The 13,355-nt window shown below is 32.9% G+C and carries 12 protein-coding genes; 11 read left to right on the top strand and 1 reads right to left on the bottom strand.

All coding sequences use genetic code 11. The features are described from left to right. The first annotated feature begins 101 nt into the window (after positions 1–101). The 4 genes from pepV to BMZ74_RS01290 all read left to right on the top strand — a co-directional run bounded on the left by pepV (position 102) and on the right by BMZ74_RS01290 (position 5,371). Positions 102–1,517 (top strand): dipeptidase PepV, encoded by a 1,416-nt coding sequence (pepV, locus tag BMZ74_RS01305; protein WP_089858442.1) that lies wholly within the window; start codon positions 102–104, stop codon positions 1,515–1,517. Beyond that, positions 1,510–2,811 carry a M18 family aminopeptidase gene (locus BMZ74_RS01300; protein WP_089858439.1) on the top strand — a complete coding sequence of 434 codons (1,302 nt, stop codon included), beginning with the start codon at positions 1,510–1,512 and terminating at the stop codon, positions 2,809–2,811. Before pepV ends, BMZ74_RS01300 begins: the two co-directional genes overlap by 8 nt. A gap of 110 nt (positions 2,812–2,921) precedes the next feature. Then, positions 2,922–4,136, top strand: coding sequence for a MalY/PatB family protein (locus BMZ74_RS01295; RefSeq protein ID WP_089858436.1), 1,215 nt, complete (start codon positions 2,922–2,924; stop codon positions 4,134–4,136). Positions 4,137–4,153: 17 nt separating this feature from the next. After that, the gene (locus BMZ74_RS01290) at positions 4,154–5,371 is read left to right on the top strand and encodes a BaiN/RdsA family NAD(P)/FAD-dependent oxidoreductase (protein WP_089858433.1); all 1,218 of its coding nucleotides are present in this window, start codon (positions 4,154–4,156) and stop codon (positions 5,369–5,371) included. Positions 5,372–5,477: 106 nt separating this feature from the next. On the opposite strand, the gene BMZ74_RS01285 is transcribed toward BMZ74_RS01290, so the two are convergent. Further along, positions 5,478–5,822: a YlbF/YmcA family competence regulator gene (locus BMZ74_RS01285; RefSeq protein ID WP_089858430.1), complete on the bottom strand. Its 345-nt coding sequence runs from the start codon at positions 5,820–5,822 to the stop codon at positions 5,478–5,480. A gap of 110 nt (positions 5,823–5,932) precedes the next feature. Here BMZ74_RS01285 and BMZ74_RS01280 point away from each other — a divergent pair, with 110 nt between their 5' ends. The 7 genes from BMZ74_RS01280 (at position 5,933) to BMZ74_RS01250 (ending at position 13,338) form a co-directional block, all read left to right on the top strand. Further along, positions 5,933–7,120, top strand: coding sequence for an FAD-dependent oxidoreductase (locus BMZ74_RS01280; RefSeq protein WP_089858427.1), 1,188 nt, complete (start codon positions 5,933–5,935; stop codon positions 7,118–7,120). Between the two features lie 52 nt (positions 7,121–7,172). Beyond that, positions 7,173–7,454 carry an acylphosphatase gene (locus tag BMZ74_RS01275; protein WP_089858423.1) on the top strand — a complete coding sequence of 94 codons (282 nt, stop codon included), beginning with the start codon at positions 7,173–7,175 and terminating at the stop codon, positions 7,452–7,454. A gap of 59 nt (positions 7,455–7,513) precedes the next feature. After that, positions 7,514–8,110 carry a nicotinamidase gene (locus tag BMZ74_RS01270; RefSeq protein WP_089858420.1) on the top strand — a complete coding sequence of 199 codons (597 nt, stop codon included), beginning with the start codon at positions 7,514–7,516 and terminating at the stop codon, positions 8,108–8,110. Positions 8,111–8,183: 73 nt separating this feature from the next. Beyond that, a complete protein-coding gene (locus BMZ74_RS01265; protein WP_089858417.1) occupies positions 8,184–9,323 on the top strand; it encodes a THUMP domain-containing class I SAM-dependent RNA methyltransferase in 1,140 nt (379 codons plus the stop codon). Between the two features lie 218 nt (positions 9,324–9,541). Further along, positions 9,542–10,555 (top strand): aspartate-semialdehyde dehydrogenase, encoded by a 1,014-nt coding sequence (locus tag BMZ74_RS01260; RefSeq protein WP_089858413.1) that lies wholly within the window; start codon positions 9,542–9,544, stop codon positions 10,553–10,555. Between the two features lie 226 nt (positions 10,556–10,781). Next, entirely contained in the window at positions 10,782–12,458 is a 1,677-nt protein-coding gene (locus BMZ74_RS01255) for a ribonuclease J (RefSeq protein WP_089858411.1), read from the top strand. 100 nt (positions 12,459–12,558) lie between these two features. Further along, positions 12,559–13,338, top strand: coding sequence for an undecaprenyl-diphosphate phosphatase (locus BMZ74_RS01250; protein WP_089858409.1), 780 nt, complete (start codon positions 12,559–12,561; stop codon positions 13,336–13,338). The last annotated feature ends 17 nt before the right edge of the window (positions 13,339–13,355 follow it).

Below are 13,355 nucleotides of genomic sequence, written 5' to 3'. Positions count from 1 at the left end.
TGAATTTAGAATTAAAAGTGATAGAATAATAATCAAAGGTATAATTTAATAAATTATGGGGAGGTGAAAGTTTAATAGTTAAAACTATTAAACTATGTTCTATGAAGGAAAAAATTATTGAAGTTGCTGATTCATTAAGAGATAACATGATTTTAAGTACTCAAGAATTAGTCCGAATTCCCAGTGTTGAAGCTGTAGCAGAAGGGAATTATCCTTATGGTAAAAATGTTTATTTGGCTTTAGAAAAAGCCTTAGAAATAGCTGAAAAACTAGGATTTAGAACTAAAAATATAGATAATCAAGCTGCAAAAATAGAAATTGGTAGTGGCGAAGAAACTCTAGCTATGCTCTGTCATCTTGATGTTGTTCCTGAAGGTGATGACTGGACTTATCCACCTTATGCAGCTGAAATTCATGATAATAAGATTTATGGAAGAGGCACTATTGATGATAAAGGACCAGCTGTAGCTGCTCTTTATGCTCTCAAAATAGTTGATCTTTTGAATATAGATTTGAAAAAAAGGGTGCAGATTATTTTAGGAACTAATGAAGAATCAGGAATGGCTGCTTTAGAATATTATTTAAAACATGAAGAAATGCCTGATTTAGCTTTTAGCCCTGATGCTAGTTTCCCGGTGATTAATGCTGAAAAAGGAATATTGAACTTAAAGTTTTCGGCTGATTTGACTGCAGCTGAGACTAAAACAGGAATGCCAGACCTCATTTCACTTAGAGGAGGTAATGCTGCTAATATGGTTCCTGATTCAGCAGAAGCTATTTTGAGTGGACTTAGCGCAGCTGAATTAAAAGAAAAACTGATAAACTTTGATTATAAACCTGAGAAATTAAAGCTTGTTAATACAACAGCTGGTCTAAAAATTAACTATCAAGGTGTATCTGCCCACGGAAGTACTCCAGAAGTAGGTGAAAATGCTATTTCTCAATTACTAAATTTACTGGCAGAAATTGAATTCAAAAACACTAAACTTAATCAATTTTTAGCTTTTTATCGGCAAAAAATTGGTTTAGAAACTGATGGTAAATCAATTGGTTGTAAAGATCAGGATGATATTCCAACTGAACTTACTTTTAATACAGGTGTTATAAAAATTGATGCTGATAAAGCTGAATTTATAGTTAATATTCGTTACCCTGTTAAATCAACTGCTGCAAAAGTAATTAATTCAATTAAACAAAATACTGCTGACAATTTAGTAAAAGTCACTCAACTGAGCGATTCAGCGCCACTTTATATAGCCGAAGATGATCCCTTTTTGCTTAAGTTAATGCATGCTTATCGAGAATTTACCGGCGATAATGCTCAACCGATTGCAATTGGTGGAGGTACTTATGCCAGAAATGTAAAAAAGGGAGTTGCTTTTGGACCTTTATTTCCAGGTGAACCAGAACTTGCTCACCAGCGTGATGAATATATTGAAATTGATAGTTTAGTAAAAAGTGCAGCAATTTATGCCCAGGCCATAATTGATATTGCTGGAGGTAGTAGTGATGAATAATAATCTTACTGATTACTTAGAATTTCTTGATAATTCACCGACTGCCTATCATGCAGTAGCAGAAAGTAAAAGAAGACTGCAAAAAGCTGGTTTTACAGAACTTAATCCTGCGGTAAACTGGGAGCTTAAAGCAGGAGGAAAATATTTTGTAGTAAGAAATAAATCTGCTTTAATTGCTTTTATCCCAGGAAGTAAAATTAGAACTAAAGAATTAAGAATAATTGCTGCTCATACTGATAGTCCGGCTTTAAAGATTAAGCCAGATCCAATTATAGAAGCAGAAGAACAATATTTACTAAATACTGAAGTTTATGGTGGTCCTATTCTTAATACCTGGTATGATCGTGATTTATCTCTGGCAGGTAAAGTTGTACTTAAAGATAAAACTGCTTTTTCAGTTACAGAAAAATTGGTTGATTTTAAAGAAGCAATAGCAGTTATTCCTAACCTGGCAATTCATCTTAATCGAGAAATTAATGATCAAGCTAAAATTGACAAGATAAAAGGACTGCGTGCCATTTTTAGCCAGCCGCTTGCAGTAGAATCAGCTGAAAATGATAATAAACCGAATATAAATAAATTAATTGCTGATTTTTGCCAATTAGATCCTGATAAAATTTTGGCTGCAGACTTATATCTTTATCCGGTCGAAAAAGCTCGTTTAATTGGTAGTAATAAAGAATATATTGCTGCTGGTAGACAGGATAATTTGGCTATGGTTCATACAGCTTTAACAGCACTTAGCTCAGCAGATGTTAAACCATGGACTCAAATGGCTGTTTTTTATGATAATGAAGAGATTGGCAGCAATACTCCTCAGGGAGCTGATTCACCTTTTGTAACTAATTTAATTAAAAGAATAGCGGATAATTTTGGGCTTAATAGTGAAGAATATTATCAGCTTTTAGAAAAGTCTATTTTACTGTCCGCAGATATGGCACATGCTGTTCATCCAAATTTTGCTGATCAATATGATCTTAAAAATAAAGTAAAATTGAATCATGGTCCTGTACTAAAATATAATGCCAATCTTAACTATACAACTCATGCTAGTACAGCTGCTATTTTAATAAACTTAATGCAGGCTAATCAGATATCTTATCAAAATTATACTAATCGTACAGACAAAAAAGGTGGTTCTACTATTGGACCGATTAGTGCAACTCAGCTTGGAATTAAGAGTCTTGATCTTGGTAATTCTATTTTAGCAATGCATTCTGCTCGAGAATTAGGAGGAGTAGCTGATCATTTAGCTATGATTAAACTAATGAGCTTATTTTATCGGTCTTTGTAATACTAAATTACTAAATTAAGTTAATTTAAATATTTAAGCTGTTTAATCCAGCTGGATTAAACAGCTTTTTAATAATTTTATTTTTGAATTTTTTAGTGGAGGTAATAAAAATGAATAATTATAATTTTGATAAATTAGAGGATCGAACAAATACAATGTCTGCTAAATGGGATCAGAGAGAGGCGATTTTTGGCACTCAGAACCTTATTCCAATGTGGGTTGCTGATTCTGACTGGCAGACTGCTCCAGCAGTAAAAAATGAATTGATTTCCCGGGCAGAAGAAGGGATTTTTGGTTACAGTTTTGCTACAGCAGAGATAACTAATTCTATCCAGGAATGGTTAAAAAAACGATTTGATTTAACAGTTGCTTCAGATTGGCTGCAATATGATACTGGAGTTGTTCCGGCAATTAATTTTACTTTAAAGGCAATTACTGAAGCTGGTGATGGAGTGATTATTCAGCCGCCGGTTTATCGACCTTTCTTTGAATCAGTTAAAAATAATGACTGTTTATTGGTTGAGAACACCTTAGTAGAGGAAGATGGTTATTATCAAATGGATTTTGCTGGTCTGGAAGAGATTATAGCCAATTGGCAGGAAAAACCGGGTAGCTTAAAAGCTTTTATTCTCTGCAGTCCACATAACCCGGTTGGTCGAGTCTGGAAAAGGGATGAATTAATAAGATTAATTAAAATACTGCAGCGAGAAAAAATTTATCTATTAACTGATGAAATTCATGCTGACTTAATTTACAGAGGTTACCAACATTATCCTATTTTAAAATTATTAGCTGAAGAAAAAAATTTAAAAGATTATCAAAATCAGGTAGTTGCTTTTATGGCTGCCAGTAAGACTTTTAATATTGCTGGTTTACATACTTCTTATACCATTATTGCTGACCCCAAATTAAGACATAAATATCAAGCTGCTAAAGCAGGATTTGCAACTGGTAATAGTCCTTTTGGCTTGTTAGCTTTACAGGCTGCTTATCAAAATGGTGAAGAATGGCTAGAAGCTCAGCTTGATTATTTAACTGCAAATTATCAATTTTGCCGTGATTTTATTAAGCAGGAAATACCGGGACTTAAATTAAGCAGAGCAGAAGGAACTTATCTGGCCTGGCTTGATTTTCGTCAATTATCTTTTGAATCTGATCAAGAATTAAGTAAATTTATAGCTAAAGAGGCTGGTTTAGGTATGAATCAAGGCAATTGGTTTGGCAGAGCTGGCAGTATGTTTATGCGTCTAAATCTGGCCTGCCCTCGTCAGCGGATTAAAACTGCCTTAAAGCAGTTAAAAAAAGCCTTGTCAGAACTTAATTAATTGAATGGAGGATTAGTGTGCAAAAAGTAATAATTATTGGTGGTGGTCCAGCTGGAATGATGGCAGCTTTACAGGCTGCCCGGGCCAAAAATCAAGTTGAAATAATTGAAAAAAATAAACGTCCTGGTAAAAAATTATTAATAACAGGTAAAGGACGCTGTAATTTAAGCAATTATTCGGATACAGCAGAACATATTAGAAATATCATTGATAATCCTGAGTTTATGTATAGTTCATTAGCTGAATTTAATCCTTATCAGCTTTATTATTTTTTTGAGAATCTGGACCTAAAATTAAAAATTGAACGAGGAGATCGAGTATTTCCGGTTTCTAATCGTTCAGCTGATGTTTTAAAGATTATGGAGCGAGAGCTGCTAAAAAATAAAGTTAGTTTAATTCAGGATGAAGTTGTAAAAATACTTAGTTCTGATTCTAAAATTGAAGGAGTACAGCTTAAGTATGGAGGCTTTAAAGCAGCAGATAAGATAATTTTAGCAGCAGGTGGTAAATCATATCCTCAAACTGGTTCTGATGGAAATGGATTCCTACTTGCAGCACAGCTTGGCCATCAAATTATTAAGCCAGAGCCAGGTTTAACAGGACTTTTAACAGCAGAAGATTGGATCTATCAGGCAGCTGGACTTAAGTTGAAGAATGTAGAATTAAAACTTTTACGAAACACGGAAGTAATTTATAGTGGTTTTGGTGAGTTAGAGATTAGAGACGGTTATCTTGATGGTCCTTTAATTATTACTGCTTCAATGTTTATTGACCATAATCCAGCTGAGTATGAGCTAGTTTTAGATCTAAAACCGGCTTTAGATTATAATACTCTGGATCAACGTCTGCTGCGGGACTTTGCAAAATATAGTAATAAATATTTTGCAAATAGTCTAGCCGATTTATTACCAAGCAAATTAATTCCGGTTATCATTTCTCGTTCTAAAATTAATTATCAAAAGACAGTAAACCAGATAACTGCAGCTGAACGAGAAGATCTGTTAAAATTATTTAAAAAGTTGACTTTAAAATTAAAAGAAAAAAAAGGTTTTAAACGAGCTATTATTACTAGAGGTGGTGTCTCTACAGCAGAAATTAATCCTCAAACGATGGAGTCCAGTTTAATTAGTGGACTTTATTTTGCTGGAGAGATAATTGATGTAGCTGCTTTAACTGGTGGTTTTAATCTGCAAATTGCTTTTGCAACAGGCTTTAAAGCAGGCAATAATTTATAATACAATAAAAGTACAGACTGAGATTATTTAAATTCAACTAAAAATAACCGCAGCCTGTTATTGGCTGCGGTTATTAAACAATCTGTTTTTTTAATTATTATAAAAATTATGCTTCAGGATTTTGACCTTGAAGTTTATTAGTAATTACCTGATTAACAGAATTCATTAGCTGGTTAAAATGATTTTGAGCTTCGTAAAACTCTGATATTTTATCATTTTCCTTCATTTGTTGCTCCAGCATTTGTAATTCTTGTTTCTTTTCATCACTTATTTCTTTACCATTTTGCTGCATCATTTGTACTTGTTGATACTTAGCATTCAGGTTATCGAGCATTGATTTAGCTTCTTCATCATTTACCATAACTTCTTCTTTTGCTTTTAAGTCTTTAAATTCTTGCGAATCAACAATTGCACCTGCTAATTGTTCAGCTTGATCCATTACTGTTGCCATTTAATTCACCTCATTAAATTATTTTCGTAATTTTACCTGTAAACAACCATACCTATGGTAACATTGATAATTACTTCTGTCAAATTTAACTTAAATAGGAGGACTTAACTATGTCAATTCAGTTAAAAATTGAAGTTTATTCCAAAGAATGGTGTCCATATTGTAAAAAAGCTAAAGCTTTTTTACAGAGTAAAGGCTTAGAATATCAGGAAATTGATATTAATCAGGCTGATAACTATAAAGTAATGCAGCAGAGAACAGGCAATAAGACTGTACCCCAAATTATTATTAATGGTCAAAGTCTGGGGGGGTATGATGATATTATTGCGTTAGAAAAAAAAGGAGAGTTTAACCCTCTAATTGGGCGAGAATCAGTTGATTATTCTCAGCAGGAATGGGAATTGATTATCCTGGGGGCTGGTCCAGCAGCTCTTAACGCTGCTCTTTATGCAGCGCGCAAAGGAATTAAATTATTATTGTTAACCAAAGATATTGGTGGTCAGGTAATAAATACAAATGAAATTGATAATTACCTTGGCAAAGCAGGAACTACAGGTGAGAAATTAATTTGTGATTTTTGGTCGCATCTGGCTAAATATGATCTAGCAACTGTCATTGGGGAAGAAGCAGTAGCTATTGAAACAGAAAACAAACAAAAAATAGTTGTGACTGATAATGCGAAAAAATATAAAACTAATAGTGTAATTATAGCTACTGGAGCTAAAAAACGTCAGCTTGGTCTTGAACGGGAATATAAATTTACCAGTAAGGGAGTTCACTATTGTACTAGTTGTGATGGCTTTCTTTATAAAGGAGAAGAAGTTGCAGTAGTAGGCGGTGGTAATTCTGGCTTAGAAGCAGCACTTGATCTAGCAAATTTAGACTGTCAGGTTAATTTAATTGAAGTTCAAGCCGAACTAATGGGAGACCAATATTTACAAGATAAAGTTAAAGCAAATTCGGCCATAACTATTTATACTGCAAGTAAAGTTAGTAAACTGCAGGGAGAGGATAGTTTGAGTGGAATTGTAGTTGAAAATAAAGCTGATAATTCTACAGTTGAGTTAGCTGTAAAAGCACTTTTTGTAGAAATTGGTTTAAGCGCTAATAGTAATTTTGTTAAAGATTTAGTTGAAGTTAATCAGCAGCAGGAAATAGTAATTAATGAACAAAATGAAACTGGAGTTTCAGGGATTTGGGCTGCTGGTGATGTAACTAATATTTTAGATAAACAGATTATAATTTCGGCTGCGGAAGGGGCAAAAGCTGCTCTTCGAGTTAACCAATATCTCTGTTAATTTGCCTGCTGCAGGGCTAGTGTGTATAATGTAAATAAGTGGAGGTGGAACTATGACGACTGAAGTTGTACAAAAACATGTGTTTATTTCTGGTCGGGTACAGGGCGTAGGTTTTAGATATTTTATTCAACAGAATGCAGCTGATCTTAATTTGAAAGGTTGGGCAAAGAATTTAGCGGATGGACGAGTCGAAGTTGTGATATCTGGTAATTTAGATAAAATTGAACAGATGATTACTAAACTAAAAGAAGGACCAAGTTTTGCTCGAGTGCATGACTTAGAAGTAAACTCAGAATCTACAGATGACTTTAGTGGTTTTAGTATTCGCTATTAATTTGCAATAAATTTAGTTTATTAGATTTATAATTAAATTTGAAAGTGGTGAATTTGAAAGTGAAAGCTCTGTTAGTAATTGATGTACAAAATGATTTTTATGAATCTGGTCAACTACCAATTCCAGAAGCAAGTTTAATTAATCAGCCAATTAATCAATTATTAAATTCAATGGAATATGAGTTAATTGTAGCTTCACAGGACTGGCATCCAGCTGATCATCTTAGTTTTGCTACTAATCATCAAAACAAAAAATCATTTGTAACATATGATAATCAACCAGGAATCGGTCCACTTCTCTGGCCTGTACACTGTGTTCAAAAAACTCAGGGAGCAAAATTCAATCCAGAAATAAATACAGAAAAATTCGATTATATTCTGCGTAAAGGTAAGTTGAAAACAGTAGATAGTTATTCGGCATTTGCTGATAATGATGGGAGTAACCTTGGTTTAGCTGGTTTATTAAATTCATTGAAGGTTGATGAAATTGATATTTGTGGTTTGGCATTTGATTATTGTGTTAAATATACTGCACTTGATGGAATTAAAAATAATTTTAAAGTTAATATTATAGGAAATGCTACTAAAGCAGTTGCTCCAGAGCAGGAAACTCAATTAAAAGATGAGCTAAAAAAGGCAGGTATAATAATTAAATAGTAGCTGTTTGAAATAAAGTTAAATTTTAGATAAATCTTACAATAATAATGTAAATAATGAAGGAGAGTTTTTATTGGCTAAATTAGAACTTATTGCTACCAGCACTTTTGGTATGGAAGCATTAGTTAAAAAAGAAATTAAAGAGTTGGGTTATGAAATTAAGGAAGTTGAAAATGGTAGGATTACATTTAGTGGTGATCTAATGGCTGTTGCCCGGGCCAACATCTGGCTGAGAACGGCAGAAAGAGTTCTGGTTAAAATGGCTGATTTTAAAGCTCTAGATTTTGATCAGCTATATGAGGGCGTAAAAGATGTTAATTGGGCTGATTGGCTGCCCCAGAGCGCAGAATTTCCAGTTAGCGGGAAATCAATTGACTCTCAATTAAGTAGTGTACCGACCTGTCAATCAATAGTAAAAAAAGCGATTGTTGATAAATTAAAAGAAGACTATCAGCAAAAATGGTTTGCTGAAGATGGCCCGCTTTTCGGGGTGGAAGTTGCAATTTATAAAGATAGAGTTATTATAAGTCTTGATAGTTCAGGAGCAGGTCTGCATAAAAGGGGTTACCGTAAATTAAGTGTTACTGCTCCTATTCAAGAGACTCTAGCAGCAGGGTTAGTTTATCTAAGCCGCTGGGATAAAGATCGAATTCTGATAGATCCTTTTTGTGGTTCCGGAACCATTTTAATTGAAGCTGCTATGATGGCTAAAAATCAAGCACCAGGATTAAAACGTAAATTTTCAGCCCAAAAATGGCCTATTTTTCAGGATTTTGAGTGGGAAAAAGCTCGAGTTGAAGCTAAAAAGGCTAAAAAAATAAATGTTGAGCCTCGTTTAATTATGGGTTATGATTCAGATCCTGAGGCTGTTAGTATTGCTCGTTATCATGCCCGTGAAGCAGGTGTAGAAGAAATTATTCATTTTCAGGAACAGGAGTTTAAAGAATTTTCCACCAGCAGAAAATATGGCTATGTAATTACTAATCCTCCTTATGGAGAAAGAATGGGGGATGAAGCCGAGATTAAAGAATTATATCAACTTTTAGGAGAAAAACTTTTAAAATTGCCTACCTGGTCTTATTACATTATAACTTCTTATACTGAATTTGAAAATATTTTTGGTAAAGAAGCTAGTAAACGCAGAAAACTATATAATGGTGGAGTAGAAACACAGTATTATCAATATTATGGACCATGGCCTCCTAAAAATTAATTCAGCACTGCTTGAGTCTTTTAGTAATAACTGGTATAATAATAGAAATTTAAACTTGATTTTTGCTAGGCTGATTATTAATAATTGGTCTAGCTTACATAAGTTAATTGTTTTCATTTAAAGATTAATTATTGCTTTATCATATATAAACTTGCATAATTTAAACAGCTAAAGCAAATATATCAGCTGTTTTGTAGTAGAGAGAGGAGAAGTTAATTATGAAAAAATACAATGTAGCAGTAGTAGGTGCAACAGGTTTAGTAGGTAGAGAAATGCTTAAAACTTTAAGTCAGAGAAATTTTCCTATTAAAAATTTAAAAGTAATAGCAAGTCAGCGTTCAGCTGGTAAGAAAATCAAATTTGAAGATCAGGAATTAACAGTAGAAGCTGTTCAGGCTGATACTTTTGCTGGAATAGATATTGCTTTGTTTAGTGCAGGTAGTGATGTATCTAAAGAAGTAGCTCCTCTGGTTAAAAAAGCTGGTGGGATCGTAGTTGATAATAGTAATGCTTTTCGGATGGATCCAGATGTCCCTCTAGTAGTGCCAGAAGTTAATGGATCAGATTTAGCTAATCATCAGCAAATAATAGCTAATCCTAATTGTTCTACTATTCAGATGGTAATGCTTTTAAAACCACTTGCTGATAAATATGGTTTAAAAAGATTGGTAATTAGTACATATCAGGCAGTTTCTGGAGCAGGCAAAAAGGCTGTTGATGAGTTATTTGCTCAAACAAAAGCTCATTTAGCAGGTGAAGCAATAAAAAATGAAAAATTTAATCATCAAATTGCTTTTAACGCTATTCCCCAGATCGATGTTTTTCTGGACAATGACTATACAAAAGAAGAAATGAAAATGGTTAATGAAACACAGAAAATTTTACATACTCCAGAATTGGCTATAACTGCTACTTGTGTCAGGATTCCAGTAGTTTATGGACATGGAGAATCATTAAATATTGAGTTATTAAAAGACTTTGAGCTAGGAGAAATTAAGACTTTATTTGCTAAAACTAAAAATGTGGAGTTAGTTGATCAACCAGCTGCAGAGAAATATCCCCTTCAGGTTGCTACCGAGAATAATGATAATGTGTTAGTGGGAAGAATTAGGCGTGATAATTCTTTAAAAAACAGTCTTAATCTCTGGCTAACAGCTAATAATCTTCGCAAAGGTGCTGCCTTAAATGCAGTTCAGATTGCTGAATATTTGATTGAAAATGAATTAGTTTAACTAAATAAATTTTTTAGACTTGTTTTTTATTAAGTAAATATGTATAATAGTATTAACGCTTTGCACGGGTTTCTATTTTTTTATTAAGTTTGATTAAATAAGAAGATGTTAATTTAAAGTAATAAAAGTAGTTATTAAATTAAGTTTGAATAAAGTGATTTCGGGTAGTCAAAAAAATTATGATTAATTAAGGTTTTAAAATTTATGGAGGTGTTTTGTTTTTTAAATGAATGACAAAAATAAAATAAAGGATATTTCGATGACTCCACTTGGCGGAGTTGGAGAAATAGGTAAAAACATGTGGGTTCTGGAAATTGGAGATGAGATGTTAATAATTGATTCGGGAGTTAAATTTCCAGAAAATGATTTACTTGGAATAGATTTAGTAATCCCTGATTTTGATTATGTTTTAAAGAATAAGGAAAAAGTTAATGGGATTGTCCTAACTCATGGTCATTTAGATCATATTGGTGGATTACCTTATCTGCTTAAGGAATTAAAAGTACCTGTTTATGGAACAAAGCTTACTTTAGGATTACTAGAAGGTAATTTAAAAGAGCACAATTTACTTAAAGATACACGTTTAAAAGTAGTTCATTCAGGTAAAGCGGTCAAGGTAGGTAATTTTACTGTTGATTTTATTCGGGTAAATCATAGTATTGCAGATACCTGTGCCCTTGCAATTCATACCCCGCTTGGTCCAATTGTTTATGCTAGTGACTTTAAGTTCGATCAAACACCAATTGATGGTGAGGTTGCTGATTTTCATAAATTGGCTGAACTTGGAGATAGTGAACAGGGAGTACTTGCGCTTTTTTCTGATAGTACAAATGTAGAAAGAGAAGGTTATACACTTTCAGAAAAAGTAGTAGGAGAAACTGTTGATGAGATCTTTCGTGATGCACGTGAGCGGATAATTATTGCCACTTTTGCATCCAATATCCATCGGATTCAGCAAATTGTAGATGCAGCTTTTAAATACAATCGTAAGATTGCTTTTACAGGTCGAAGTATGATTAATAATGTTGATATAGCAAGGCGGCTTGGGTATTTGCAGATTCCGGATGATATGATTGTTGATATTCGGGATTGTTCAAGTCTGCCTGATAGTCAGATTGTTCTGCTTACTACTGGTAGTCAAGGTGAACCGTATGCTGCTTTGACAAGGATGGCCCGGGGTGATCATTATCACATCAATATTAAAGAAGGAGATACAGTTATGATTTCTGCTTCTGCAATACCGGGTAATGAAAAGTTTGTTGGGCAGACAATTAATAAGCTTTACCGTCGGGGAGCAAATGTTATTTATGAAGATGTTTCTGGAGTACATGTATCTGGTCATGCAAGTCAGGAAGAATTAAAGCTAATGCTTAATCTTGTTAAGCCAAAGTATTTCGTGCCAACTCATGGTGAATATCGTCATCTTTATAAACATGCAGCTCTAGCTGAAAAAACAGGAATTTCACGCGATAATATTTATATTGCTGAAGTTGGCGATAAAATCAAGTTTACTGATGAGAAGATTGCAAAAGAAGGTAATATTCAATCAGGTGATATTTTAATTGATGGTCTTGGCATTGGTGATGTTGGTAATATTGTGCTGAGAGACCGTAAATTATTATCAGAAGATGGAATTATTATTGTAGTGGTAACTATTGACAAAAAAGGTAATATTCTTGTTGGACCTGATATTATAACAAGAGGCTTTGTTTATATCCGTGAATCTGAAGAATTAATAGAAGCTGCAACTAAGCGTGTTAAAGATTCCCTAAAGGAATGTGAAGAAAGTAATATAACTGAATGGTCAGTTTTGAAAAATACCATTCGCAATTCGTTAAATAATTATATTTATCAAAAAATAAAGAGAAATCCGATGATTTTACCTGTAATTATGGAAGTTTAAACTTTAACTACTTAAACCAGCTGTTTAAAAACAGCTGGTTTTAAATTTGAACATATGTTTCTGAATATGATATAATATAAGAAGAATAGGGTGAAAAAAATTGAATTTTTTTGAAGCTGTTTTATTAGGTGTTATTCAAGGTTTAACTGAATTTATTCCGGTTAGTAGTTCTGGTCATTTAGTTATTACTCAATATTTTTTAAACATAAAGCAAGATCAGATGTTATTTAATATTATTTTACATATGGGAACCTTAGTTCCAATTTTTATAATTTTTGGGGATGATATTAAAGATATTATTTCTTTTAAACCTTCTAAAAGAAAAGAAACCTGCTATATTTTACTGGCTATTATACCAACAGGGATTATTGGAGTGTTATTTGAAGACTTTTTTGCTAATTTATTTGCTAATGCATATCTAACTGCTTTAATGTTATTAGTTACTGGTTTTATTTTATATTTTACAGAAAAAATTGCAACTGGCAATAAAAAAGTAAACGAGCTTAAATTCTGGCAGCCAATTTTAATTGGATTGGCCCAATCTTTTGCTATTATACCTGGAATATCAAGATCTGGTACTACAATTGCCGCTTCTCTAACCCAAAAGTTAAGTCGGAAAGAAGCTGCTAGATTTTCTTTTTTAATCTCTGTTCCAGTCATTGGAGGAGCGGGTTTTTTACAGCTTCTTGATCTTTTAAAAGTTGGCAGTTTTGATTTGCCTTTTAAAATTATTTTTACTGGTTTTTTAACTGCTGCAGTTTCAGGGTATTTTGCTATTAAAATATTATTGAAAATCTTAGCTGAAAAAAAATTGAATTATTTTGCTTATTATTGCTGGTTAGTTGCAGTGATTGTTATTTTAATCAACTATTTAAATTGATTTAATTTTATTTATAG

Source organism: Halanaerobium salsuginis (assembly GCF_900114545.1).
In the GTDB taxonomy this organism is placed as follows: domain Bacteria; phylum Bacillota; class Halanaerobiia; order Halanaerobiales; family Halanaerobiaceae; genus Halanaerobium; species Halanaerobium salsuginis.
This window is presented reverse-complemented; position numbering and strand designations above follow the sequence as displayed.